The organism is Mycobacterium sp. PSTR-4-N (assembly GCF_022348085.1).
GTDB lineage: Bacteria > Actinomycetota > Actinomycetes > Mycobacteriales > Mycobacteriaceae > Mycobacterium.
Genome location: NZ_JAKRFN010000032.1, coordinates 1 through 23,859, shown reverse-complemented (window position 1 = coordinate 23,859; position 23,859 = coordinate 1). Strand labels below are relative to the sequence as shown.

Annotated in this window: 25 protein-coding genes; 7 read left to right on the top strand and 18 right to left on the bottom strand. The window is 69.5% G+C overall.

What is annotated here, in order from left to right:
* Positions 1-16: 16 nt before the first annotated feature.
* From MHN84_RS27635 to MHN84_RS27615, 5 genes are all read right to left on the bottom strand, one after another.
* Positions 17-1,960, bottom strand: coding sequence for a penicillin-binding protein 2 (locus tag MHN84_RS27635; RefSeq protein ID WP_241207663.1), 1,944 nt, complete (start codon positions 1,958-1,960; stop codon positions 17-19).
* Entirely contained in the window at positions 1,957-2,955 is a 999-nt protein-coding gene (locus tag MHN84_RS27630) for a hypothetical protein (protein ID WP_241207662.1), read from the bottom strand. The genes MHN84_RS27635 and MHN84_RS27630 overlap by 4 nt, the downstream gene beginning before the upstream one ends.
* Positions 2,952-4,058, bottom strand: coding sequence for a 16S rRNA (cytosine(1402)-N(4))-methyltransferase RsmH (gene rsmH, locus MHN84_RS27625; RefSeq protein WP_241207661.1), 1,107 nt, complete (start codon positions 4,056-4,058; stop codon positions 2,952-2,954). The genes MHN84_RS27630 and rsmH overlap by 4 nt, the downstream gene beginning before the upstream one ends.
* A complete protein-coding gene (locus MHN84_RS27620) occupies positions 4,033-4,467 on the bottom strand; it encodes a division/cell wall cluster transcriptional repressor MraZ (RefSeq protein ID WP_241207660.1) in 435 nt (144 codons plus the stop codon). The genes rsmH and MHN84_RS27620 overlap by 26 nt, the downstream gene beginning before the upstream one ends.
* Positions 4,468-4,759: 292 nt before the next feature.
* Positions 4,760-5,176 carry a DUF3040 domain-containing protein gene (locus tag MHN84_RS27615; protein WP_241207659.1) on the bottom strand — a complete coding sequence of 139 codons (417 nt, stop codon included), beginning with the start codon at positions 5,174-5,176 and terminating at the stop codon, positions 4,760-4,762.
* 228 nt (positions 5,177-5,404) lie between these two features.
* Here MHN84_RS27615 and MHN84_RS27610 point away from each other — a divergent pair, with 228 nt between their 5' ends.
* From MHN84_RS27610 to MHN84_RS27595, 4 genes are all read left to right on the top strand, one after another.
* Complete coding sequence (locus tag MHN84_RS27610; RefSeq protein ID WP_241207658.1) at positions 5,405-5,992, top strand: N-acetyltransferase; 588 nt, start codon at positions 5,405-5,407, stop codon at positions 5,990-5,992.
* Positions 5,993-6,071: 79 nt separating this feature from the next.
* Positions 6,072-6,719 carry a DUF3153 domain-containing protein gene (locus MHN84_RS27605; RefSeq protein WP_241207657.1) on the top strand — a complete coding sequence of 216 codons (648 nt, stop codon included), beginning with the start codon at positions 6,072-6,074 and terminating at the stop codon, positions 6,717-6,719.
* A gap of 38 nt (positions 6,720-6,757) precedes the next feature.
* Complete coding sequence (gene idsA2 / locus MHN84_RS27600) at positions 6,758-7,858, top strand: bifunctional (2E,6E)-farnesyl/geranyl diphosphate synthase (protein WP_241207656.1); 1,101 nt, start codon at positions 6,758-6,760, stop codon at positions 7,856-7,858.
* Between the two features lie 2 nt (positions 7,859-7,860).
* Positions 7,861-9,420, top strand: a complete 1,560-nt coding sequence (locus tag MHN84_RS27595) for an alpha-(1->6)-mannopyranosyltransferase A (RefSeq protein WP_241207655.1) — start codon at positions 7,861-7,863, stop codon at positions 9,418-9,420.
* Here the strand turns inward: MHN84_RS27595 and MHN84_RS27590 are convergent.
* Positions 9,341-9,745: an Rv2175c family DNA-binding protein gene (locus MHN84_RS27590; protein WP_241207654.1), complete on the bottom strand. Its 405-nt coding sequence runs from the start codon at positions 9,743-9,745 to the stop codon at positions 9,341-9,343. The two genes, MHN84_RS27595 and MHN84_RS27590, sit on opposite strands and share 80 nt — an antisense overlap.
* A 72-nt stretch (positions 9,746-9,817) precedes the next feature.
* Here MHN84_RS27590 and MHN84_RS27585 point away from each other — a divergent pair, with 72 nt between their 5' ends.
* Positions 9,818-11,026 carry a protein kinase gene (locus MHN84_RS27585; RefSeq protein ID WP_241207653.1) on the top strand — a complete coding sequence of 403 codons (1,209 nt, stop codon included), beginning with the start codon at positions 9,818-9,820 and terminating at the stop codon, positions 11,024-11,026.
* Here the strand turns inward: MHN84_RS27585 and MHN84_RS27580 are convergent.
* Genes MHN84_RS27580 through MHN84_RS27570 form a run of 3 tightly spaced genes read right to left on the bottom strand, consistent with a single transcriptional unit; the run spans position 11,023 to position 13,792 of the window.
* Positions 11,023-12,411: a class II 3-deoxy-7-phosphoheptulonate synthase gene (locus MHN84_RS27580; protein ID WP_241207652.1), complete on the bottom strand. Its 1,389-nt coding sequence runs from the start codon at positions 12,409-12,411 to the stop codon at positions 11,023-11,025. The genes MHN84_RS27585 and MHN84_RS27580 overlap by 4 nt on opposite strands.
* Positions 12,412-12,431: 20 nt before the next feature.
* Complete coding sequence (locus tag MHN84_RS27575; protein ID WP_241207651.1) at positions 12,432-12,920, bottom strand: polyadenylate-specific 3'-exoribonuclease AS; 489 nt, start codon at positions 12,918-12,920, stop codon at positions 12,432-12,434.
* Positions 12,920-13,792, bottom strand: coding sequence for a hypothetical protein (locus tag MHN84_RS27570; protein ID WP_241207650.1), 873 nt, complete (start codon positions 13,790-13,792; stop codon positions 12,920-12,922). The genes MHN84_RS27575 and MHN84_RS27570 overlap by 1 nt, the downstream gene beginning before the upstream one ends.
* A 96-nt stretch (positions 13,793-13,888) precedes the next feature.
* Here MHN84_RS27570 and MHN84_RS27565 point away from each other — a divergent pair, with 96 nt between their 5' ends.
* Positions 13,889-15,154, top strand: a complete 1,266-nt coding sequence (locus tag MHN84_RS27565; protein ID WP_241207649.1) for a glycosyltransferase 87 family protein — start codon at positions 13,889-13,891, stop codon at positions 15,152-15,154.
* A gap of 10 nt (positions 15,155-15,164) precedes the next feature.
* Here MHN84_RS27565 and MHN84_RS27560 read toward each other — a convergent pair whose 3' ends face one another.
* The 6 genes from MHN84_RS27560 to MHN84_RS27535 all read right to left on the bottom strand — a co-directional run bounded on the left by MHN84_RS27560 (position 15,165) and on the right by MHN84_RS27535 (position 19,560).
* Positions 15,165-16,079 carry a hypothetical protein gene (locus MHN84_RS27560; RefSeq protein ID WP_241207648.1) on the bottom strand — a complete coding sequence of 305 codons (915 nt, stop codon included), beginning with the start codon at positions 16,077-16,079 and terminating at the stop codon, positions 15,165-15,167.
* 116 nt (positions 16,080-16,195) lie between these two features.
* On the bottom strand, positions 16,196-16,921 hold the full coding sequence (locus MHN84_RS27555; protein ID WP_241207647.1) for a 1-acyl-sn-glycerol-3-phosphate acyltransferase: 726 nt from the start codon (positions 16,919-16,921) through the stop codon (positions 16,196-16,198).
* A gap of 77 nt (positions 16,922-16,998) precedes the next feature.
* Positions 16,999-17,367, bottom strand: a complete 369-nt coding sequence (locus MHN84_RS27550; protein ID WP_241207646.1) for a hypothetical protein — start codon at positions 17,365-17,367, stop codon at positions 16,999-17,001.
* The gene (locus MHN84_RS27545; RefSeq protein WP_241207687.1) at positions 17,364-18,638 is read right to left on the bottom strand and encodes an ArsA family ATPase; all 1,275 of its coding nucleotides are present in this window, start codon (positions 18,636-18,638) and stop codon (positions 17,364-17,366) included. Before MHN84_RS27545 ends, MHN84_RS27550 begins: the two co-directional genes overlap by 4 nt.
* Complete coding sequence (locus MHN84_RS27540; protein WP_241207645.1) at positions 18,634-19,071, bottom strand: SRPBCC family protein; 438 nt, start codon at positions 19,069-19,071, stop codon at positions 18,634-18,636. The genes MHN84_RS27545 and MHN84_RS27540 overlap by 5 nt, the downstream gene beginning before the upstream one ends.
* 99 nt (positions 19,072-19,170) lie before the next feature.
* Entirely contained in the window at positions 19,171-19,560 is a 390-nt protein-coding gene (locus MHN84_RS27535) for a polyketide cyclase / dehydrase and lipid transport (protein ID WP_241207644.1), read from the bottom strand.
* A 94-nt stretch (positions 19,561-19,654) separates the two neighbouring features.
* On the opposite strand from MHN84_RS27535, the gene MHN84_RS27530 reads away from it, so the two are divergent.
* Positions 19,655-21,454, top strand: a complete 1,800-nt coding sequence (locus MHN84_RS27530; protein WP_241207643.1) for a long-chain fatty acid--CoA ligase — start codon at positions 19,655-19,657, stop codon at positions 21,452-21,454.
* On the opposite strand, the gene MHN84_RS27525 is transcribed toward MHN84_RS27530, so the two are convergent.
* The 3 genes from MHN84_RS27525 to MHN84_RS27515 form a co-directional block, all read right to left on the bottom strand.
* Entirely contained in the window at positions 21,451-22,596 is a 1,146-nt protein-coding gene (locus tag MHN84_RS27525) for a glycosyltransferase family 4 protein (protein WP_241207642.1), read from the bottom strand. The two genes, MHN84_RS27530 and MHN84_RS27525, sit on opposite strands and share 4 nt — an antisense overlap.
* A complete protein-coding gene (locus MHN84_RS27520; RefSeq protein ID WP_241207641.1) occupies positions 22,593-23,411 on the bottom strand; it encodes a peptidase in 819 nt (272 codons plus the stop codon). The genes MHN84_RS27525 and MHN84_RS27520 overlap by 4 nt, the downstream gene beginning before the upstream one ends.
* On the bottom strand, positions 23,380-23,859 hold a 480-nt coding region (locus MHN84_RS27515), incomplete at its 5' end, for an NlpC/P60 family protein (protein WP_241207640.1). The genes MHN84_RS27515 and MHN84_RS27520, both read right to left, overlap by 32 nt.

The window sequence follows — 23,859 nt, the reverse complement described above, 5'->3', positions numbered from 1 at the left end:
TGGCCGCCTGCGAGCGTCACCCCGCCTGGAGGGTGAGCGGCGCCCCGGGGTCCTTGGACAGCGGCACGTTCTCCCGCTGCAGCAGCCACGACGCGATGTTGTGGAACAGCGGCGCCGCCGAGGAACCGGGCGACCCGTCAGCGGCCCGGTGCGGCGCATCCATCATCACGCCCACCACGTAGCGCGGATCGTCGGCCGGCGCCATGCCCGCGAACGTGATCCAGTAGACGTCGTCGTAGTAGCAGCCGCAGGCGGGATTGATCTGCTGCGCGGTGCCCGTCTTGCCGGCGATCTGATATCCCTCGACCGCCGCGGCGGGTCCGGTGCCCTGCTGAATCCCCATCGGGTCGCGCTGCACGATCGCACGGAACATGTTGCGCACCGTGCGCGCGGTCTCCGGGGAGACCACCCGGACACCCTCGGGCCGCGGTTCGTCGGTGCGGGTGCCGTCGGGGGCGATCGTCGCTTTCAGGATGCGCGGCGGAATCCGCACACCGTCGTTGGCGATCGCCTGGTAGATGCCCGACATCTGCAGCAGGGTCATCGAAAGGCCCTGTCCGATCGGGAGATTGGAGAAGGTGCTGCCCGACCATTGGTCGATGGGCGGAACCAGCCCCGCGCTCTCACCGGGCAGTCCGACACCGGTGCGCTGACCGAGGCCGAACTTGCGCAACATCTCGGCGTACTTCTGCGGCCCGACGCGCTGGGCCAGCATGAGCGTCCCGACGTTCGACGACTTCCCGAACACGCCGGTGGTGGTGTACGGCATGGTGCCGTGGTTCCATGCGTCGCGGACGGTGACGCCGCCCATGTCGATCGAACCGGGAACCTGCAGGACCTCGTCCGGGGTGGACAGATGGTTCTCGATCACCGATGCCGCGGTGATGATCTTGTTGACCGACCCCGGTTCGAACGGCGACGACACCGACAGATTGCCCAGCTCCCGGGTGGATTGCTTGCTGATGTCCTGGCCGGGGTTGAAGGTGTTGTCGTTCGACATCGCCAGCACCTCACCGGTTTTGGCGTCGAGCACCACCGCGGAGACGTTCTTCGCGCCAGAGGCGTCCTTGGCCATCTGGACCTGCTGCTGGACGTAGAACTGGATGTCGTCGTCGAGGGTCAGCATGACCGTCGACCCGTTCACCGCGTCGTGCCGATTGCGGAGGCTGCCCGGAATCATGACGCCGTCGGAGCCACGGTCGTAGGTGACCGAGCCGTCGGTTCCGGCGAGCACCGAGTCCAGGGAATCCTCCAGGCCCAGCAGGCCGTGGCCGTCCCAGTCGATGCCGCCGACGACGTTGGCCGCCAGCGACCCACCCGGGTATTGGCGCAGATCCTGACGTTCGGCGCCGACCTCGGGGAAGTCGGTGGTGATCGCGTCGGCGATCGCGGGATCGACCGCACGGGCCAGATACACGAACGTCTCGTTGCTGCGCAGCTTCTTGAGCACCGTGGCGCTGTCGGGTTTGTTGCCCAGCCGGGACGCGACCCCGTCGGCGATCTGCCGCAGGCGCGCATCCGGCGTCGGGACGGTCACGGCCGAGCCGCCACCGTCCTCGCTCTCGGCCGCCTTGCTCTTGTCGTAAGCCTCTTGCAACTGCTTGCGCACCCGCTGCGGCTGGAACGTCAGCGCGCGGGCCTCGATGGTGAACGCCAGCTTGTCGCTGTTGCGGTCCACGATCGAGCCGCGCACCGCGGCGTCGACGTCGGTGACCTTGAGCTGGCCCGCGGCCTCAGCGCGCAGCCCGTCGGCCCGCGGCACCTGCAGCGTGAACAGCTGGGCGGCGGCGAGCACGAGCAGCAGGAAGATCACCGCGTTGCCGGTGCGGTGCCGGAAGACGAAGGACGCACTGCGCAGCCCGCTGGTCGTGACTGGCCGGCGCACCCGGCGCGACCGCGCCGAGCGTTCGGCACTCCCCGCGCGCGCGGTTCGGCGCGCGGGCTGCGCCTTGCGACTCATGCCGGCGGGCCCGGCACCGGTGCGGCGGGCTCGACGGGCACGGGGGCGGGCAGTGCCGCGGGCGCCGGACCGGGCAAGGGACCGGGCATGGCACCGGGCATCGGACCGGGCAAGGCACCGGCGACCGTGTGCGGCACCTCGACACCGGGCGCCTGAGCAGGCAGCGGCGCCTGGCCGGGCAGCAGCGGCGCGCCGGGCAGCGGCGCAGTGAGGGGCATGGTCTGCGACGGTAGCCGGACCGGGACCTCAGACGGCGTTACGACGCGCGGAGCGGGCGGCGCAGGCGGAGCAGGCTCGGGCAGCGGCGCGTTCAGTGGGGGCGGCGGCACGCCCTCGGCGGGCTTCGGGGTGCCGACCACGACCCAGTTGCCTGAGGCGTCCTGCACCAGATGGGCGGTGTCGCGGGACGGGATCATCCCGAGATTGCGGGCCGCCTCGGCCAGCGCAGGCGCCGCCTGCGCCTGCAGCACATCGCGTTCCAGGGCCTCCTTCTGTTGCAGCAGCGCCTGGTTGACCTGGCGCGCGTGCCCCAGCTGATACGACCGCTCGGCCGCGTCGGTCGACAGCCACAGCGTGACCCCCAAGCCCAGCCCGAGGCAGCCGATGACCAGCACCACGAACGGTACCCGCGCGACGAGGCGACGCGGATTGAGATCGATCGACGCGAGGCGGACCAACAGACGCTGCCGCAGTGGCGGCCGCACGACCTTGGGCGCCTTGGCCTTACGCGCCTTCGCCCGAGCCTTCGCCTGGCTCGCGGTCTTCGGCCGGGCCGGGGTGTCGGTGAGCCGCTGGATCGGCGTCGTGCGGGGCGCAGGCCGGCTCCGGTCGCCGGCACGGGCCCGCGGCGACGCGTCGACGGGCGCACGCCCGGCGTCGCGGACCGGACGGCGGCCCGCCTTCTTCGCCGTGCCCGCTGCAGCGCGGGACGAGGCGCGAGCCTTGGTGTTCTTGCCTGCCTTCGGGCCCGCCTTGGGCGTTCTCTGGGTCTTCATCGGTGCTGCCCCCCAACTTTCTCCAACGCGCGCAACCGAACCGGAGCGCTTCTGGGATTTCGGTCGATCTCCTGCGCACTCGCGCGTTCGGCGCCTCGGGTCAGTGCGATGAATTCGGGTCCGTGGCCGGGTAATTCGACCGGCAGACCGGCGGGAGTCCGCGACGCCGTCGCTGCGGCGAACTCCTGCTTCACGATGCGGTCTTCCAGCGACTGGTAGGCCATCACCGCGATGCGTCCGCCGGACCGCAACGCGCGCAAGGCCTTCGGGATCGCCAGCCGCAGTGCGTCGAGCTCTGCGTTGACCGCGATGCGCAGCGCCTGGAAGGTGCGCTTGCCGGGGTGTCCGCCGGTGCGCCGGGCCGGCGCCGGGATCGCCTGGTAGAGCAGCTCGACCAGTTCACCGGTCGAGGTGAAGGGAGTGACCGCGCGGCGGCGCACGATGTGGGCGGCGATGCGTCCGGCGAATTTCTCCTCGCCGTACTCGCGCAGAATGCGCGCGATCTGTTTCTCCTCGTAAGTGTTGAGAATGTCCGCTGCCGTCAGCGGGGCGTCGGAGTCCATCCGCATGTCCAGCGGGGCGTCGGTGGCGTAGGAGAACCCGCGCTCTGGTTGGTCGAGCTGCATGGAGGACACGCCGAGGTCGAACAGGAACGCATCGATGTCGGTCAGCTCGAATCCGTCGTAGCGGGTGTGGATCGCGGTGAACCGGTCGCCGAACGGCGCCAGTCGGTCGCCGGCGATCCGCAGAGCCTGGGGGTCGCGGTCCAGCCCGACGACGCGCAGTGCCGGGAAATCGGTCAGGAAGCGTTCGGTATGCCCTCCGGCACCCAGGGTGGCGTCGACCAGGGTCGCGCCGGCGCCGTCGTCGCCGTGCCGGGTCAGCGCGGGCGCGAGGAGCTCGACGCAGCGGTTGAGCAGAACCGGAACGTGCGGCTGGTCGGTCATCGCAGCACCCTCAGCGATCGGGGCGGCCCCTGCGGCGAGGTCCCTGTCCGAGAGCACGGACCTGACGTCGGGGAAGTACGTCAGGGCCGGTTCGGGCAGAGGCCGCGCCGCACGGGCCTGCGGGGCCAGGTCAAATGATGTCGCCGAGTGCTTCATCGCTGGCCGCGGAGAAGTTCTCTTCGTGAAGCTCCTGGTAGTCCTGCCATGCCTGGGCGTCCCAGATCTCGAGGAATTCGATCGAGCCGATGACCACGCACTCCTTGCTGAGGTTCGCGTAGCGGCGGTGCTCGGCGGACAGCGTGATCCGGCCCTGGGTGTCCGGATACTGCTCGTCGGTGCTGGCGGCCAGGTTGCGCAGGTAAGCGCGTGCCTGCGGGTTGCCCCGCTTCGCCCGGCCGGAGATCTCGGTGACCATTTCCTCGAACTCCGCCCGCGGATAGACAGCCAGGCTGTGATCTTGACTCTTGGTGACCATCAACCCTCCTGCCAGTGCGTCGCGGAACTTGGCGGGCAACGTGAGTCGCCCCTTGTCATCGAGCTTGGGCGTGTAGGTGCCGAAGAACATCTCGCCACCTCGCTCAGACCTCGCCCTGGCGGAACCCCGGTCGCTCCGTTGTCCGCCACTTTACCCCACAATCCCCCACTTTGCGCCTAAGCACGGGTGGCATTTCGTGTCCGTCCCCACTCGGCGCAGGTCAGAGTCCGCGAAGAGAAGCCCGACGGGCTCCGCACTCACCCCCGCCGACGAAGGAAATCGCAGCTCAAAGCCACCACGCACGCTCGACGGGGCATGGTGGGGGGTGGTGGGGCAAAAAAGAGGGGCAGCCCTGGCGGGCTGCCCCTGAGTGCGCGAAACGCTATTCGTCGAAGCGGCGGCGGAACCGGTCTTCCATGCGACTGGTGAACGAGCCACCACCACCCTTGGCACGCTTGCCTCGATTGGCCGGGCCACCGGAGCCACCGCCGGACGCCGGCCGCTCACCGGGCGCACCCATTCGGGGACCGGTGATCGCGAAGACGACACCGCCGAACATCACGATGAAGCCGATCACCGACAGGATCGGGAAGCTGCCGATCATGGTCGCCTTGAACGCCACACCCGAGACCAGCATCGCTAGGCCCACCACGAACAGTGCGGCGCCCTGCAACCGGCGCCGCGTCGAGGGCGCCCTCAGAGTCCCGCCGCGAACGCTGGACGCGAACTTGGGATCCTCGGCATAGAGCGCGCTCTCGATCTGATCGAGCATGCGCTGCTCATGATCGGAGAGTGGCATTCGTCCCTCCCTCTTGCCGTGGGGGCGTCTCAGTCGTTCAAACATCAGGGTGTGCCCGTATGGACGGGCACGCAACGTCAATGATACGAGCAGAATCTGAGCCGTACCACCTACTTCGGTCCCCGATTCTATGACGAGGCGCTGTCGTCGGATGCCGCGCGTCACTTTGGCTCCGATCCGTCCGATAATGGTGGCGGCCATCGGGTCACCACAGGGAAGGGCACATACTTGGCGACGCATCTGATCGAGCTGTCGCCCACCGACATGCAGCGCCGCCTTCGTGACGCACTGTCCATCTACGTCGACGCGATGCACTACCCCCGCGGCACCGAAGAACACCGTGCCTCGATGTGGGTCGAGCACACCCGCAGGCGCGGATGGAAGGCGGTGGCCGCGGTCCAGACGAGCGACGATCCCGGCGAGGCGGAACTGACCGACGCGCCGATGCTCGGCATCGCCTACGGCTACTGCGGTGCGCCCGACCAGTGGTGGCAACAGCAGGTGGTCGCGGGACTGCGCCGCAGCGGCGCCGACGCCGCGCGCATCTCAGCACTGATGACCAGCTATTTCGAGCTCACCGAACTGCACATCCTGCCGCCGGCGCAGGGCCGCGGACTGGGCGAGGCCCTCATCCGTGCCCTACTGCAGGGCCGCGACGAGAACCACGTGCTGCTCTCGACGCCCGAGATCAACGGCGAGGCCAACCGCGCCTGGCGCCTCTACCGCCGGCTCGGCTTCGCCGACGTCATCCGCGGCTACCACTTCTCCGGAGATCCGCGGGCGTTCGCGATCCTCGGACGCGCGCTGCCGCTGTAGTCGCTCGCGCGGGTACGCGGTCTGGCACGATGACCCGGTGCGCAACCGCCACCGGACCTCCAGGCGTGTCCTCGGAATCATGCTCGTGCTCCTGGTGCTGGCACCGTCGCTGATCGGCTGCGTCCGGGTGCGCGCTTCGCTGACGGTCTCCCCCGACGACCGGGTCTCCGGCCAGATCGTGGCCGCGGCCAAACCGCGCGACGACAGCGACAGGGGCCCGCAGCTGCTCAACAACCTGCCCTTCGCGCAGAAGGTCGCGGTCTCCGACTACAGCCGCGACGACTACGTCGGCTCCCAGGCCGTGTTCTCGGACCTGACCTTCGCCGAGCTGCCCCAGCTGGCCGGCATGAACCGCGACGCCGCCGGCGTCGACATCTCGCTGCGCCGGGCCGGCGACCTCGTCATCCTCGAAGGCCGCGCGGACCTGACGTCGCTCAGCGATCCGGAAGCCGACGTGTCGCTGTCGGTGTCGTTTCCCGGCGAGGTCACCTCCACCAACGGCGACCGGGTGTCCTCGGAGGTGGTCGAGTGGAAATTGCGGCCCGGGGTCGTCAGCACGATGAACGCCCAGGCCCGCTACACCGATCCCAGTGCGCGTTCGTTCACCGGCGCAGCGATCTGGCTCGGCGTCGCGTCCGTGATCGTCGCCGGCATCATCGGCGCGCTCGCCTACAACAACCGGGACCGCTCGCCGAAACCCGGGCAGCTCGAAGAACCTCTACGCTGAGCACGCAGACGAACGGAAGAAAGGGGCGCCCGCTGAGCGTGGATGCCAACCCCACCCGAAACGCCACTGCGGCCCCGTCGGCCGTCGAGCTGGCCGCGGCCGTCACCGAACAGCTTCGCGGCTACCTGCAGCAGCGCCGCCGCGATGCGGCCTACATCGGCACCGACTACGCGGTCTTGACCGAAGCCCTCGAGGAATTCGTCCTGCGCGGCGGTAAGCGACTTCGCCCCGCGTTCGCGTACTGGGGGTGGCGCGCCGTCGCAGGTACCGAGCCCGACGCCGCGGTCCTACGCCTGTTCGCGGCACTGGAACTGCTGCATGCGTGCGCCCTGGTGCACGACGACGTGATCGACGCCTCGGCGACGCGGCGCGGTCTGCCCACCGTGCACCGCATCTTCTCCGACCGGCACCGCGAGCAGCGCTGGCACGGCTCCCCCGACCAGTTCGGGCTGTCGGCGGCCATCCTGCTCGGCGATCTGTCCCTGGTGTGGGCCGACGACATCGTCACCACGGCACCCATCGGAGCCGACGCGCAAGCCCGGGTGCAGCGGGTGTGGGCCGCGATCAGGACCGAGGTGCTCGGCGGCCAGTACCTCGACATCGTCAACGAGGCCAGCGGCGCCGACACGGTGGCCGCCGCATTGACCGTCAACACCTACAAGACGGCCTCCTACACCATCTCGCGTCCGCTGCAGTTCGGCGCCGCAGCCGCCGGGGACCGCCCCGAGATCCAGGACGCCTTCCACGAGGTGGGCACCGGCCTCGGGATCGCGTTCCAGCTGCGCGACGACGTGCTCGGCGTGTTCGGCGACCCGGCCGTCACCGGAAAGCCGTCCGGGGACGACCTGCGTTCCGGCAAGCGCACCGTGCTGCTCGCCGAGGCGATCGCGCTGGCCGAACAGCGGGACCCGGTCGCGGCGAAACTGCTCCGCACCTCCATCGGCACCGATCTGTCCGACGACGCGGTCACCGAGCTGCGCGCGCTCATCGAATCCGTCGGGGCGCTGGCAGCAGTCGAGAATCGCATCGAGACCCTGACCGCGACCGCGATCGCCACCCTCGACTCGGCGCCCATCGACGCGCAGGCGCGGGCCGGCTTGACCGAGCTCGCCAGATTGGCCGCGAACCGCACCGCGTAGGCATGACGACACCCGCGCTCTCCTCCGCACCGCCACTGTCGCGGTTCCGCGCCTTCGCGGGGTCTGCGGCGGCCAAACCGGCCTGGGTCGGGGCACTGGGGGCTGTGCTGGTCACCGCCGGCGGCCTCGGCGCCGGCAGCACCCGCCTGCACGACCCGGTCCTCGAGTCCATGCATCTGTCCTGGCTGAGATTCGGCCACGGCCTGGTGCTCTCGTCACTGCTGCTGTGGAGCGGTGTGGTGCTGATGCTGGTGGCCTGGCTGTGGCTCGGCCGGCACGTGATCGCCCGCACCGCAACGCACTACACCATGGTGGTCACCACCGGCTTCTGGCTCGCCCCGCTTCTGCTGAGCGTGCCGCTGTTCAGCCGCGACACCTACTCCTACCTCGCGCAGGGCGCCCTGCTGCGCGACGGATTCGACCCCTACCTGGTCGGCCCGATCGAGAACCCGAACTCGCTGCTGGACAACGTGAGTCCCATCTGGACCACCACGACGGCGCCATACGGGCCGGCGTTCATCCTGATCGCCAAGTTCGTCACCATGGCCGTCGGGAACGACGTCATCGCCGGCACCATGCTGTTGCGGCTGTGCATGTTGCCGGGGCTGGCCCTGCTGATCTGGGCGGTCCCGCGGGTGGCGCGGCACGTCGGAGCGAACACCACTGCCGCCCTGTGGATCTGCGTGCTCAACCCGCTGGTGATCATCCAGCTGATGGGCGGGGTCCACAACGAGATGCTCATGGTGGGCCTGATGATGGCCGGCATCGCGCTGTGCTTCGGTGACCGGTGCGTGGCCGGCGTGACGCTGATCGGGGTCGCCGTCGCGGTCAAAGCCACGGCGGGCCTGGCTCTTCCGTTCATGGTGTGGGTGTGGGCGCGTTCGTTGCAGCAGCGTCGCGGCTACTCCCGGGGCAAGGCGTTCCTGATCGCCGCCGCGTCCGCCGTGGTGGTGTTCGCGGCCGTGTTCGCCGTGCTCTCGCTGGCCGCGGGCGTGGGTCTGGGATGGCTGACCGCGCTGGCGGGTTCGGTGAAGATCATCAACTGGCTGACCGTGCCCACCGCGATCGCGAACGTCACCAATGCGGTGATCGGCCTCGTGATCCCCGTCAACTTCTATGCGGTGCTGGACATCCTGCGCATCATCGGGATCGGGATCATCGCCGTCTCGGCACCGGTGCTGTGGTGGCGGTACCGGCGCACCGACCGCGACGCCCTGATGGGCATCGCCACGCTGATGGTGATCGTGGTCCTGTTCGTGCCCGCCGCGCTGCCGTGGTACTACACGTGGCCGCTCGCGGTGATGGCCGCGCTCGCCCAGTCGCCGCGGGCCATCGCGCTCATCGCGGCCTTCTCGACGTGGATCACGGTGATCTGGCGGCCCGACGGAGCCCACGGCATGTACTCGTGGTTCCACGTGGCGCTCGCGACCTCCTGCGCGGCGGCCGCGTGGTACTGGTTACACCGGGCCCCTGCCACGGAGCTCAGTACGCCATCGCCTGCGCGCGGCGAACCACCTCTCGAGCCTGATGCGAATGCAACGCGTCCACCGGGCGCGCATTAGCCAACCCCTCGGTCGAGCCGTCGCGCCGGATCGTCAATGACGGATCCGGGGTGAACAGCCACCGCACGATCTCGGTTTCGTGGTAGCCGCCGTCGTGCAGCACGACCAGCAGCCCCGGCAGCGGCTTGACCACGTGACCCTTGTCGTCGAAGAAGACCTTGGGGATCACCACGTCGCGGCCGCGGCGCACGGCCACCAGGTGGCCCTCCCGGAGATGCTGATGGACCTTGCTCACCGGAACCTTCAACAGCCGCGCGACCGTGGGCAGGTCGTAGACGTCCTCGTCGGGAGCCAACACGTCCTCGGCAGTCGGAATGCTGCTCATCGCACAGAGTCTAGGCCCATCGCGGCGCAGGGCGATGCCGCTTGGCGGGCCGGCGGTGTCCCGCCTCGTACCATGAGTCCGATGGAGACCTTCCAGCCGACCGGCGGGCTGACCGGCGCAGTGCTGGACGGCCGCTACCGAGTCGGTCCGCTGATCGCCACCGGCGGAATGTCCGCGGTGTACCGCGGCGTCGATGTGCGGCTGGACCGCCCGGTCGCGCTGAAGGTCATGGACAGCCGCTACGCCGGCGACGAACAGTTCCTCACCCGGTTCCAGCGTGAAGCGCGGGCCGTCGCGCGGCTCAAGGACCCCGGGTTGGTCGCTGTCTACGACCAAGGCGGCGGCGCCCGCAGCGGCGAACCCCCGTACCTGGCGATGGAACTCGTCGACGGCGGCACCCTGCGCGAATTACTCCGCGAGCGCGGTCCGATGCCGCCGCACGCAGTGGCCGCGGTGCTACGCCCCGTGCTCTCGGGCCTCGCCGCAGCCCACCGCGCCGGGCTCGTGCACCGCGACGTCAAACCGGAGAACGTGCTCATCAGTGACGACGGAGAGGTCAAGATCGCCGACTTCGGCCTGGTGCGGGCACTGGCCGAGGCCAAGATCACCGCGACGAGTGTGATTCTCGGCACCGCCGCATATCTGGCGCCCGAGCAGGTGGCGTCAGGGGACACCGACGCGCGTGGCGACGTGTACGCCGTCGGCGTGCTCGTGTTCGAACTGCTCACCGGCGCCACGCCGTTCACGGGAGACACTCCGCTCGCGGTGGCCTATCAGCGGCTGGACCACGATGTGCCACCGCCCAGCAGCCGGATCGCCGGTGTGCCACGGCAATTCGACGAACTCGTGGCGTGCGCGACGGCACGTGACCCGGCGGGCCGGTTCGCCGATGCAGCCGAGATGGGCGAAGAGCTCGACACGATCGCCACCCGACTGGGGCTACCCCGCTTCACCGTGCCGGCACCGCGCAACTCTGCGATGCACCAGTCGGCGTCCGTCGTCGACACCCCCACCACGAACCTCGCCGGTCCGCGGCACACCCGCGTGATGGAACGCGTCGACGCACCCGAACCCGAACCCACCGAGCTGGACCCCGACGACGATGACGAATACCGGCCGCCGACAGGGCGATTCGCCGGGATCGACCTCGAGGAGTTCTATTGGGCCCGCCAGCGCGCGCGACGCGTGCTGGCATTCTGGGTCATCGCCGTGCTGACACTGGCCGGGCTGGCCGCTGCGGGCGCGTGGACGCTCGGCACCAACCTGCCCAACCTGCTCTAGTCGCGCAGCATCTCCGCGACCAAGAACGCCAACTCGAGCGACTGCTGCGTGTTCAGCCGAGGATCGCAGGCCGTCTCGTAGCGACCCGCCAGGTCGGTGTCCGAGATGTCCTGCGCCCCACCGAGACACTCGGTGACGTTCTCGCCGGTGATCTCGACGTGGATGCCACCGGGGTGGGTGCCCAGCGCGTGGTGCACCTCGAAGAAGCCCTGCACCTCGTCGACGATGCGATCGAAGTGGCGCGTCTTGTAGCCCGTGGACGACTCATGGGTGTTGCCGTGCATCGGGTCGCACTGCCAGATCACCTGGTGCCCCGACGCCTGCACCTTCTCGATGATCGCCGGCAGCACGTCGCGGACCTTGTGGTTGCCCATGCGGCTGACCAGCGTCAGCCGGCCCGCCTCGTTGTGGGGGTCCAGCCGCTCGACGTACTCCACGGCCAGTTCCGGCGACGTCGTCGGCCCGATCTTGATCCCGATCGGATTGGCGATCACCTCGGCGAATGCGACGTGCGCGCCGTCGAGCTGGCGGGTCCGCTCCCCGATCCACAGGTAGTGCGCGGACAGGTCGTACAGCTTGGGGCCCGTCGGCGATTCCGTGTCCATCCGCAGCATCGCGCGCTCGTAATCCAACACCAGCGCCTCGTGGCTGGCGTAGATCTCTGCGGTGTCGAGGTTGCGGTCGTCGACCCGGCAGGCACTCATGAACCGCAATCCGCGGTCGATCTCCCCGGCCAGCGCCTCGTAGCGCGCCCCGGCGGGCGAGGTCCGGACGAACTCGCGGTTCCACTCGTGCACGTGGTGCAGGGAGGCCATTCCCGACGACGTCAGCGCCCGCACCAGGTTCATCGCGGCACTGGCGTTGGCGTAGGCACGCACCAGACGCGACGGATCATGCTGGCGGACCAGGGCATCGGGGGCGAAGCCGTTGACCATGTCGCCGCGGTAGGACTTCAGACCCAGCGCGTCGGTGTCCGACGAACGCGGTTTGGCGTACTGCCCGGCGATGCGGGCGACCTTCACCACCGGCATGCTCGCGCCGTAGGTCAGCACGACCGCCATCTGCAGCAACGTGCGGATGTTGGCGCGAATGTGCGGTTCGGTGTTGTCGACGAACGTCTCGGCGCAGTCGCCGCCCTGCAGCAGGAACGCCTTGCCGCGTGCCACGTCGGCCAGCTGGGCCTTGAGCTTCTCGACCTCCGTCGGCACGGTGACCGGCGGCACGCTCTCCAGCACGGTGCGCATCGCGGCGGCCTGCCCGGCGTCCCAGCTCGGCTGCTGCAACGCCTCGCGGGCCAGCGCCGCGTCCAGGCGCGCACGGAGATCCTCGGGCAGCGGAGGCAGCGCAGGCAGCTGGTCGATGGGTACGTCGACGGTCCAGTTCACCCGTCCATGGTAACGGCGGGTCAAAACCGCTTTTCGTCGGTGATCAGCCGGTACCGGACCAGGTTGTGCTTGGCGTCGACCAGCGCGTCGTGGGCGTCGCGGGGCCGGGGCGGCATGCGGGGGCAGCCGTGATCCTCCCAGTACTGGCGCAGCTCACGGGTGAACCGCGGCATCGCCGGCGGCAGATCCGTCATCGGTCCCCACAGCTGGCACAGCACCACATGGTCGTAGGCGCCCACCCAGGCCCACAGCTCGATCGGTTCGTCGCCGTCGACGCCGAAGAAGTCCTCCAACTCCGAGCGGATCTGCCGTCGCGACCGCCACAGCTTCGACGCAGGCGACGGCAGCTTCGGCAGCACGTTCTTGCGCACCCAGCGGCCCGCGCGCTCGGGGTCGAACTCGGTGGAGATGGCGTAGTACTCGCGACCGTCCTCCGCTGCCACACCGATGGAGATCAGCTCGATCGTGCGCCCGTTGTCGATGAACTCGGTGTCGTAGAAGTAGCGCACTAGGCGACGTCCCTGCTGGGCGCCGGCGCCGCGTGGATCTCGCGGTCGAGCTCCTGATCGACGAGCTTGTCGTCGGGGAACTTCGGCATGCCCGAGATCGCATCCTGGAGCCAGAGCTTGGCCTGGATGACCGGCCGGCGCAGCCAGCGTTCCCGCTCGAGGGCGCGGTGCATCTTGCGGGGACGGTTGGTGTACCGCCACCGCGCCCACGGTGCGTGCGGACGGGAGAGCCGAATCGCGCCGATGACCAGCAGCGGGGTGATGAACATGCCGATCAACCCGGTCCACACCTTCCCTTTCAGCAGCACAATCACCGCCAGCGCCAACGTGAGCACCGCCGTGCCGATCACCAGCACGCGTGCCGCCACGGAGTCGTCGTCGCGCCAGATGGTGACGTCGAAGAACGACAGCGGATTGAAGCCGAGGATCAGCAGGCCCGCCACCGCGACCGCGACGAACACCGCGTCCACCGACGCCCGGCCGTCTTCGGACCAGTACACATCGGACAGGTGAAGGATGAGCGCGAACTCGTCGAGCACCAGCGCCGCACCGATCCCGAAGACGATCGAGGCGGCGGTGAATTCGGGCACCCCGCCGTCGACGGCGAGCGTGACCATCGCGACACCGGAGACCATCACCAGGATCACCCCGATCACCACGTGGTGGATGTGCAGCCCGCCGCCGCCGGAGATGTTGCGCGGCTGCCACCATTTGCGGGGCGCGTCGCTGTCGGCGTGGCTGCGGATGTACCGCACGATCGTGCGGGTCACGAAGAACGTCAGGATGAACGCGACCAGGCAGCACACCAGCGGCAACCGGGAGTACGGGATGCCGTCGGGTAGCCCGAAGTCGATGTCCAGGGACGGGTGCACGAGGAGAACGTACGCCAAAAGTCCTGCCGACCTGCGCGTGTCGCGGCCCGGGCTGGCGCGGATGCCGCGACGGGCACCGATACTCTGGTCCGCGTTATGAGGACGTTGCGGGCGGGGTGGGTGCCGACGCTGGCCTGGCGGCTGTTCTGCCTGCTGGCGGCGATGGCGCTGATCGGCGTGGCGTGGCAGCTGCTGGGCCATGTCCCCTACCGGATCGACATCGACGTCTACCGCATGGGTGGACGGGCCTGGCTGGACGGCCGGCCGCTCTACGCCGACGGCGCGATGTTCCACACCCGCGGCGGCATCGACCTGCCGTTCACCTATCCGCCGCTGGCCGCCGTGGTGTTCTCACCGTTTGCGCTGCTGAGCCTCGAGGCAGCCAGCATCGCGATCACGGTCACCACGCTGATCCTGCTGCTGGTGTCCACGGTGATCCTGCTGACTCGTCTGCAGGTGTGGCCGCGGACGCAGATCACCGGCGAGCCGGCGTGGCTGCGCCGCTGCTGGCTGGCCGCGGCGATCGTGGCGCCCGCGGTGGTCTACCTGGAGCCGATCCGCGCGAACTTCGACTTCGGCCAGATCAACGTCGTGCTCATGACGCTGGTGATCGCCGACTGCGTGCCGCGGCGCACGCCGTGGCCGCGGGGTCTGCTGCTGGGCCTGGCTATTGCGTTGAAGCTCACCCCGGCGGTGTTCCTGCTGTACTTCCTGCTGCGCCGCGACACGCGCGCACTTCTCGTGACCGTGGCGTCGGCGGCCGGGGCGACGCTGCTGGGCTTCGCGTTCGCGTGGCGGGATTCGTGGGAGTACTGGACCGAGACGGTACGCAACACCGACCGGATCGGGACCGCCACGCTGAACACCAACCAGAACATCGCCGGCGCGCTGGCCCGGCTGGGCCTCGGCGACGACGTGCGCTTCGTGCTGTGGACGGTGCTGTGCTTCGCGGTGCTGGCGTTGACGGTGTGGGCGGTGCGCCGGGCGCTGCGCGCCGAGCAGCCGGTCCTGGCGCTGATGTGCGTGGCGATGTTCGGCCTGGCCGTGTCGCCGGTGTCGTGGTCACACCACTGGGTGTGGACGCTTCCGGTGATGGTGACGACGGCGGTGCTCGCGGTGCGGCTGCGGCACGCCGGTCTGGCGGCGGTGTTCCTGGTCGGGCTGCCGCTCATGGTGTGGACGCCGATCACTCTGCTCCCCGAGCACCGTGAGACCACCGCATCGCTGTGGCGGCAGGTGGCCGGCGCGTCCTATCTGTGGTGGGCGCTGGCCACGATCGTCGTCGCAGGCACGGTCACCGCGCAGGCTGCACGCAACCGGAACACTGCCGGGGTGCCCGCCGTCGACGCGGTCCAGGCGTAGATCCCCCTCCCTAAGCGGCGTCCCTGAAGCGCCCAAACCGACGATTGGGCGCGAAAGCGCGAGTGGCCCACGCCATTGCGTCGATCTCGGCGCCGCCGCGGCGCAGATAGGCCTCGTACACGCGCACGCTCACCTCGCGCGGCGGATCCTCGTTGACGACCGTGACCACCTCCCAGTCGAGCCCGGCGAGCATCGGACGTCGCCGCCTGTCCTTGAGGTACTGGGAGCGCTCCGTCTGATGTTGGGCGCCGTCGTATTCGACGGCAAGCCCCAGGTTGCGCCAGCCCATGTCCAGCACCGCGGTGAAGCCGTCGGCGGTGCACACCTCGATCTGCGTCTCCGGCCGGGGGAAGCCGTTGTCGACGAGCAGGAGCCGCAGCCTGCTCTCCCGAAGCGACTCCGCGCCCGCGTCGACCAGTGGCAGCAATTCCCGCAGCTGGCGGACCCCGCGCACCGGCCCGTAGTGGTCGATGAGGCGCTGCACGTCAGCTGCCGTGAACGGCGCGGCGCGCATCAACGCGTCGATTCTGCCGAGGGCCAGTGCGCGCGGTTGATGTCGGCCGAGGTCGAAAGCCGTGCGTGCCGCGGTCGTGACAGGCAGACCCGCCACAACAGTGAGCTCGTCAGGACGGTAGCGGTCCATGCGGATCACCAGCCCGGGCTGCCGCCGACGTTCCGACACCAGCAGCTCGATCGGCTCCCGCGCATCGACCCACCGCGCACCGTGCAGTGCTGACGCGGCGGCGCCCGCGATGACGCCGAGTCGATCCGACGTCAACCAGGCGCCGAGGATGCGGTCGTCGAGTGTGGGAACCGCGTTCTTGGGCATGTAGACGCCCCGAAACATCTGCGTGTACCAGCGCCGCAGCTCGTGGCGGGGGGCGCCGTCACCGAGTGCTTCGCGGCCGAGAAAGACCTCTGTCATGACGGCATCGTGGCCCTGTCCTCCGACAAGGCCTGCCCACCGCCGTCGAACACGACGAAATGGCGTCGATCACTCGCACTTTCCCGCCCGAACGTCGGTTTGGGCGAAATGTGCGCTCAGCCGGCGGCGGCCTCCGGGAGCCGGGTCGGCGGCTTGGCGGCCGCCTCACCTTTTCCCTCTTTGATGTCGGCGGCGTAGAGGTCGACATACTCCTGACCGGACAGCTGCATCAGCTCGTACATGACCTCGTCGATCACCGCACGCTCGATGAAGCGGTTCCCGGCCAGACCCTCGAAGCGGGAGAAGTCCATCGGGGCGCCGAATCGGACCGTCACCCGGCCGAAGCGCCACATCTTGCTGCCCGGCGGGTTGACGACGTCGGTGCCGATCATCGCGACCGGGATCACCGGCACCTGCGTCTCGAGAGCGAGCCGGGCCAGACCCGTCTTGCCCTTGTACAGCCGGCCGTCCGGCGAGCGCGTGCCCTCCGGATACATGCCGAGCAGTTTGCCCTGGCTCACGATGCGCTCGGCGGTGGTCAGCGCACTCTGCGCACTGTCGGCGTCCGTGCGGTCGATCGGCACCTGCCCGGCAACGGTGTAGAACCACCGGGTGAACCACCCTTTGAGCCCCGTACCGGTGAAGTACTCGGCCTTGGCGAGGAACGTGATGCGCCGGTTCACCACCAAGGGCAGATAGAAACTGTCCGCCACTGCCAGATGGTTACTGGCGAGGATCACCGCGCCGTTGGCCGGAACATGCTCCAAGCCTTCGACTTTGGGTCGGCCGAGCAGGGTCAGCAACGGTCCCATGAAGACGAACTTGAACAGCCAGTACCACATGGACCCTCCAGTTCACCCGACCGAGATGCTCTGCGCCAACCTTACCCACGCCATGTGCCGCCGACCACAGGTGACGCCTACTCCTCGACCGTGACGGGGATGTGCTGATACCGGCCCGAGGGCGGCGGCTCGTCCGGCGGAGGCACGGGATCGGGGGCGGGGCTCCCCTGACCGGCTGTATCGGCCTGATCGTTGACGATCGCGCGTACCACCGTGAGCAGCGCGACGCTGTGCTCGGCGACCACCGACAGCAGCGGATGCTGTTCCCCGGAGACCAGCGCCGCGAGCGCGCAGACCGGGCACCACACCTGCTGGCACCGACCGGGACTGTCCGACGCGCTGGCCGCCCGCGCGGCCGCCAGCTTGATCGCGGGCTCCAACCGGTCGAGGATCGACTGCGCGAGAGCCCGCAGTTCCGGGCCCGGGTCAGGGTGAGTGCCGCTCATGCTGGCCACACCTCCGGATTGGGTCGGAAACGCACCGTCAGCTCAGTGCCGCGGAGCTGGGCGTCGACGACGATGCATCTTCTCAGCACCGAGGCCAGACGCACCCGGCGCCGCATTCCACCGACGCCGATGATCAGGTCGTCGTCGACCCTACCCAACGACAGCGCCGACGAGTCGACCTGAGGCAGATCCACCCGCAACCGGTACACCGCGTCGACGCCAGTGCCGGACTCCCGGTCGACGATCGGCCGCAGCGGGCCCGGTGGGGGCGACCCATCACGCCGGCGGGCGTTGTCGAGCAGCTCGCCGAGCGCCTTGGGCCCGATCGGCTCCCCGGCCAGGTGGGGCACCAGGACCAGCGCGACGTCGCCGATCACCCGGTCCAGCTCGTCGAGCACCGCCCGCTGCTCGCCGATGCGTTCGGCGTACCAGTCGAACGCGGGGTGATCGGGAAGATTGTGATATTCGAACGAATCATCCTGCACCAGAACCTGATTGACGATCAGCTCGGCGACCTGGACCCCCATCAGAGCCAGCGAGCCCAGCGTGCGGGCCGCCTCAGCGGCCACCACCCGCTCCGGCGTCATCACCAGATGCGCACTGACCCGCGCCGAATCGGTGAGCATCGTGCCCAGGCTCTCGGCGCTCGCCCCGATACGCTCGGCCAGCCCCACCACAGCGACCGACCGGGGATCGTCGAACGTGGACAACCGGCGGTGCCGGGGCCAGGCCCGCTCGAGGTAGAGGCCGAAGGTGGCGGGCAGGGTGAGCATGCGCATTGCATCGGCGGTCGAGGCGCAATCGACGACGACGAGATCCCAGCGCCCCGATTCGGCCAACTCGGCCACTTCGTGCAGACCGAGCACCTCCTGCACGCCCGGTAGGGCCGAAAGCTCTTCGGGCGCAAGATCGCTGACATCCGACTCGGGGAAACGCCCGGCGAGCAGACCCGCCGTCTCGCGCCAGTGCGCCGCCAGCAGCGCCAGTGTGTCCAACGCGAGCGCATCGAGCAGGCCGCCGCCGCCGTCGGCGGTGTCGAGATCGGCCAGCACGCGGGTCGGCGCCCGCTCCCCCGTCGGTGTGATCGCCACGCCGAGCACATCGCCGGTGGAGTGCGCCTGATCGGTCGACACGATCAGCACGCGCAGCCCGGACCGCGCTGCGCGCACTGCTGTCGCGGTCGCCAGCGTCGACTTCCCGACACCACCCTTGCCGACGAACAGACTGATCCGGGTGACCCCGGAGGCCTGGGTGGCGTCCGTGCGCTCAATCAGCCTCGACTCGTTTCTTCAGGTCTTTCAACGCGGTATCGGTCAGTCGGCGCTCGGCCTTGCGCTTGAGCAGCCCGATCATCGGGATCATCAGATCCACGGAGAGCTCATAGGTGACGTCGGTCCCGGATCCCTTCGGCGCCAACCGGTATGCCCCCTCCAACGATTTGAGCAACGTGCTCGACACCAGCGTCCACGTGACCGACGCATGATCGGCCGGCCACCGATAGGCGAGCACCATGGCGTCCTTGAGCACCGCGGCGTCGAGCACCAATCGCGCCACCAGCGGATAACCCTCGTCGTCGGCCTCGAGGACCTCCGCCTCCTTGTACTCGGCCACCCAGTCGGGATAGGAGTTGATGTCGGCGATGACGTCCATCACCGTCGAGGGGTCGGCGTCGATGTAGATCGTCTGAGCCGTCTTGTCCGCCACTGAAGTCTTCTCCAGTCCTTCCGGTGCTGAGCCGGGCAGCACATCCCCCGCTGTTGGCGGCGAATCTACCCTCCCGGGGCCTGGTATAGCCGCTATCTCTCAGGCCAACCGCGACACGCCGACAGGGCGGCCCGACTCCAGTGCCTGTTTCACTTCGAACGCCATCGCCTTGCCGGCCACGCGGCGGCGATGGTTCATCTTCGCCAGGTTCATCTTCGCCAGCTCCCAGGCCGCAGCACCCGACGGCTCGGCGTGCATGAAGTAGTGCAGCACCACGCCGTCGAGCACCTTTTCCAGCCAGATCTCCATGGTGCCCGTCAGCGCGCCCGTCACCGTCCAGCGCTGACCCAGCTCGCCGCGGTCCTCGACCACGGTGAGGCGGAGATCGGGCCACCAGCGGCCCCAGCTCGCCGGGTCCGCGACCGCAGCACCCACTGCCGCGGGATCCGCCGCGACGAAGGTCTCGTCCGCGATCTGGATGCTGTTCATGACTGCCTACCTTCACACATGCTCGGGTCCCGGCCCAGGCCGGCCGACTACTCTGTACACGGCATAGCGACGTGTCAAGCGAGAGGCATCCATCGTGCGCGAGTACAGCGAACCGGCAACGTTCACCATCGGCGAACACGACAACGTGGCCGCACCCGTCTACACGCACGAGGCCGCCGACCCCGACCACGTGATCTTCCAGCGCCTGGTCGACGGCCGGTGGACGGATGTGACGTGTCGGCAGGCGGCCGAGCAGATCCGTTCGGCCGCAAGGGGTTTGATCGCCGAAGGGGTGCAGCCCGGGGACCGCGTGGCGGTGCTGTCGGCCACCCGCTACGAATGGGTGATCCTCGACTACGCGATCCTCTCGGTCGGCGCGGTGACCGTACCCATCTACGAGACGTCGTCGGCCGACCAGGTGCGCTGGGTGCTCGAGGACTCCGCAGCGGTGCTGGCGTTCGTGGAGACGGACGCGCACACGCAGATGGTCAAGGAGCTCCACGACAGCCTGCCCGACCTGCGCAAGGTCTTCACGATCGACGCCACCCCGGCCGCGCTCGACGAACTGTCCACCGTCGGCGCGGACACCGATGCCGCCGAGGTCGACCGCCGGCGCGAGGCCATCTCCTCGAGCGATCCCGCCACGCTGATCTACACCTCGGGCACCACCGGCCGGCCCAAAGGCTGTCAGCTCACCCATGCCAACCTGCTGTCGGAGACGCGGGGCGCCACGCACTGCTTCCCCAGCCTGCTGCGCAAGGGTGGACGGCTGCTGGTGTTCCTGCCGCTGGCCCATGTGCTGGCCCGGGCGCTGTCGATGACGGCCTTCGCCAACGGCGTCACGATCGGCTACACCAGCGACATCAAGAACCTGGTGCCGATGTTCGGCCAGTTCAAGCCGACCGTGATCGTGTCGGTCCCCCGGGTGTTCGAAAAGGTCTACAACACCGCCGAATTGAACGCCAGCGACAGCGGCAAGGGCGCGATCTTCACCCGTGCCGCCGAGACCGCGATCGAATGGAGCAAGGCGCAGGACACCGGCGGCGCCGCCCTGCTGCTGCGCGCCAAGCACGCACTGTTCGACCGACTGGTCTACGGCAAGCTGCGGGCGGCCATGGGCGGGGACTGCACGGCCTCGATCTCCGGTGGCGCACCCCTGGGCGCCCGGCTGGGCCACTTCTACCGCGGCATCGGCCTGACCATCTACGAGGGCTACGGCCTGACCGAGACCAGCGCGGCCATCACCGCCAACCGGATCGGCCAGCTGAAGGTCGGTACCGTCGGAAAGTTGTTGCCCGGCAACAGCATGACGATCGCCGAGGACGGCGAGCTGCTGGTGCGCGGCGGGGTCGTGTTCGACGGCTACTGGCGCAACGAGACCGCGACCGCCGAGGCGATCGTCGACGGCTGGTTCCACACCGGCGATCTCGGCAGCGTCGACGCCGACGGTTTCCTGTCGATCGTGGGACGCAAGAAGGAGATCATCGTGACCGCGGGTGGCAAGAACGTCGCGCCCGCGGTGCTCGAGGATCAGCTCCGTGCGCATCCGCTGATCAGTCAGGCGATGGCCGTCGGCGACGCGAAGCCGTTCATCGCGGCACTGATCGCGATCGACCCCGAGGCATTCGAGGGGTGGAAGCAGCATCACGGTAAGCCGGCAGCGGCGTCGGTGGGCGAGCTGGCCGACGACCCGGACCTGACCGCCGAGATCGACGCCGCGGTGAAGAACGCCAACAAAGCGGTGTCGAAGGCCGAGGCGATCCGCAAGTTCCGAATCCTGCCGGTGGACTTCACCGTCGAAACCGGTGAGCTCACCCCGACGCTGAAGGTGAAGCGCAAGGTCGTCGCCGACAAGTTCGCGGCGGAGATCGAAGGGCTCTACACCAAGGATTAGAGCAGCCGCGCCAACCGCGCAGCCTGCATCTGCCACTGCCAGTTCTCGACCGCCCAGGTGCGTCCGGCCGCGCCCATCGCCGCGGCCCGGGTGCGGTCGGCGAGGAGGTCACCGACTGCCGCGGCGATCGCGCCGACGTCCCAACCGTCGACGATCAGCCCGGTCTCGCCGTCGACGACCGTCTCCGGCGCCCCGCCCGAGCGGCCGGCCACCACCGGCACACCGGTGGCCGAGGCCTCCAGGTACACGATGCCCAACCCCTCCACGTCCAGCCCGCCGCCGCGCGTGCGGCACGGCATCGCGAACACGTCGGCCATCGCGTGGTGGTCGGGCAGTTCCTCCCCCGGCACCCCGCTCGTGAACACCACGTGCTCGGCCACCCCGAAGCTGTGCGCCAGCCGCTGCAGCGAGGTCCGGTAGGGCCCGCCGCCGACGATCACCAGCGCAGCCCCGGGCACCCGATCCCGGATGGTCGGCAGCGCCCGGATCAGCATGTCCTGGCCCTTGCGCGGCACCAGACGCGACACGCACACCACCACGGGCCGATCGCCGAGGTGATATCGCGCGCGCAATTCTGCGCGGGCCACCTCGTTGGGGGCGAAGCGGTCGATGTCGACCCCGGGCGGCACATGTTCGAGTGCGGCGTTGCGGCCGAACGCCGAGGCGAATCTGCGCCGGGTGTAGGCGCTGATGTAGGTCACCACGTCGGTGTCGTTTCCGATGCGGCGCAACGCCGTTCGGGCCACCGGCAGCATCGACCAGCCGACCTCGTGACCATGCGTGCTGGCGATGACCCGACGAGCGCCTGCCGCGCGTGCCAGCGGCGCCAGCAGCGCCAGCGGCGCCGCCGCACCGAACCAGACGGTGTCGATGTCATGCTCGGCGATCAACCGCCGCATCCGCCACGCGACGCTGGGCTCGGGCAACATCAGCGTCGTCGGATGGCGCACGACCCGGTAGCCCGACGCCGCCGCCACCGCGTCATAGTCCTCGGCGCCCTTCCACGTCGGGGCGTAGACCGTCAGCGCGTCGACGGAAGTCCCGCGTGATCCGACCAGATGGTCGACCAACGCCTCGAGGTAGGACTGGATGCCGCCGCGGCGCGGCGGGTAGTCGTTGGTGACGAGCAGGACCCCGCTCATGCGGGCAGGTCGATCCCGAGCACAGTGCGCACCGCCGTGGCGGCGTCCGGATGGCCGGGAGCGCATGCCGCGACGTAGAGCTCCCGCAGCCGGTGCGGGCCGTAGGTCTGCCCGACGAAGGTGGCGAAGGACCAGGCGCGGTCGTAGGCCTGCGACCGGGCGGGGCCGGGCGTGCTCAACTCCGCGTCGGTGGGCAGCCGCGCAGGCATCTCGACGCGGCCAGGCGGGGCGGGGCGGCCCACGTAGTCGGCGACCCCCTCGGTCAGCCACACCGGCGCATCAGCAGCCGTGGCGGCGCGCGCAGCGTAGTGAAAAAGCTCGTGGCGCAGCACGATCCGCAGATCGGCGGCATCCATCGTGCCGGCCGCCGGAGAGAACGTGATGCGTTCGGCAGTCGTGGTCGCGGCGGTGTCGGCCCCTGCACCGGCCAGCGCGGAGAACTGCTCGGGCGATCCGGCCACCACGATCGGAATGTCTTCGGGCCATTGCGGACCCCAGAACGCCGTGACGGCCTGCTCGGCCCCCGGCAGTTCGGCAGCGATCCGGTCGAGTAGCGGAGCGGCGTTGCCGCCGAGGTCGATCAGCTGGGCTCTGCGACCGCCCGGCGTGATGACGGTGCGCAGCGCCGCAGTGCTTGCCGGGGGCGGCGTGAGGACCGCTGTCGGAGATGCTGCGAGCGCGGGTGCTCCGGACGGCGCGGGGTAGGCACCGCCGATCACCAGGACGGCGCACAGAGCTTCGGCGCCCAGCAGCGCCGCGAGGCGGTGCCGGGAGCGGGCCCGATCAGTAGCGGCGGACGTTGTAGATCGGGGCATTGTCCACCGGGGCGACTCGCACCGGCGTGCCGTAGGTGGACGCGTGCACCATCATTCCGTCGCCGATGTAGATGCCGACGTGAGATGCATCGGAGTAGTAGGTGACCAGGTCGCCGGGCTGCATCTGATCGCGGGACACCGGCTGCCCGCCCGCGGCCAGCGCCTGGCTGGAGTGCGGCAGAGAGATGCCGGCCTGCTGGAAGGACCACATCACCAGCCCCGAGCAGTCGAAGGCACTCGGCCCGGCCGCGCCCCAGGAGTAGGGCGATCCGATCCGGCTCAGCGCCGCCTGGATCACGGTGGTCGCGACGGGGGATCCGGGCGGGGCGATGTCGCCGGGCGGGATCGCTCCTGGCAACGGGGGCGCAGGCGGCGCGGCGAGCACGGCCGGGTCCTGGCCGGGGGCCGGCGGCAGAGGGGCCGCCGGAGCCGGCGGGACGGGCGGGGC

Coding starts and splice junctions, on each gene's coding strand:
- MHN84_RS27635 (WP_241207663.1), bottom strand. CDS start 1,960: ATGAGTCGCAAGGCGCAGCCCGCGCGCCGAACCGCGCGCGCGGGGAGT.
- MHN84_RS27630 (WP_241207662.1), bottom strand. CDS start 2,955: ATGAAGACCCAGAGAACGCCCAAGGCGGGCCCGAAGGCAGGCAAGAAC.
- rsmH (WP_241207661.1), bottom strand. CDS start 4,058: ATGAAGCACTCGGCGACATCATTTGACCTGGCCCCGCAGGCCCGTGCG.
- MHN84_RS27620 (WP_241207660.1), bottom strand. CDS start 4,467: ATGTTCTTCGGCACCTACACGCCCAAGCTCGATGACAAGGGGCGACTC.
- MHN84_RS27615 (WP_241207659.1), bottom strand. CDS start 5,176: ATGCCACTCTCCGATCATGAGCAGCGCATGCTCGATCAGATCGAGAGC.
- MHN84_RS27605 (WP_241207657.1), top strand. CDS start 6,072: ATGCTCGTGCTCCTGGTGCTGGCACCGTCGCTGATCGGCTGCGTCCGG.
- MHN84_RS27595 (WP_241207655.1), top strand. CDS start 7,861: ATGACGACACCCGCGCTCTCCTCCGCACCGCCACTGTCGCGGTTCCGC.
- MHN84_RS27590 (WP_241207654.1), bottom strand. CDS start 9,745: ATGAGCAGCATTCCGACTGCCGAGGACGTGTTGGCTCCCGACGAGGAC.
- MHN84_RS27585 (WP_241207653.1), top strand. CDS start 9,818: ATGAGTCCGATGGAGACCTTCCAGCCGACCGGCGGGCTGACCGGCGCA.
- MHN84_RS27565 (WP_241207649.1), top strand. CDS start 13,889: ATGAGGACGTTGCGGGCGGGGTGGGTGCCGACGCTGGCCTGGCGGCTG.
- MHN84_RS27560 (WP_241207648.1), bottom strand. CDS start 16,079: ATGACAGAGGTCTTTCTCGGCCGCGAAGCACTCGGTGACGGCGCCCCC.
- MHN84_RS27555 (WP_241207647.1), bottom strand. CDS start 16,921: ATGTGGTACTGGCTGTTCAAGTTCGTCTTCATGGGACCGTTGCTGACC.
- MHN84_RS27550 (WP_241207646.1), bottom strand. CDS start 17,367: ATGAGCGGCACTCACCCTGACCCGGGCCCGGAACTGCGGGCTCTCGCG.
- MHN84_RS27535 (WP_241207644.1), bottom strand. CDS start 19,560: ATGAACAGCATCCAGATCGCGGACGAGACCTTCGTCGCGGCGGATCCC.
- MHN84_RS27525 (WP_241207642.1), bottom strand. CDS start 22,596: ATGAGCGGGGTCCTGCTCGTCACCAACGACTACCCGCCGCGCCGCGGC.
- MHN84_RS27520 (WP_241207641.1), bottom strand. CDS start 23,411: ATGCCCCGATCTACAACGTCCGCCGCTACTGATCGGGCCCGCTCCCGG.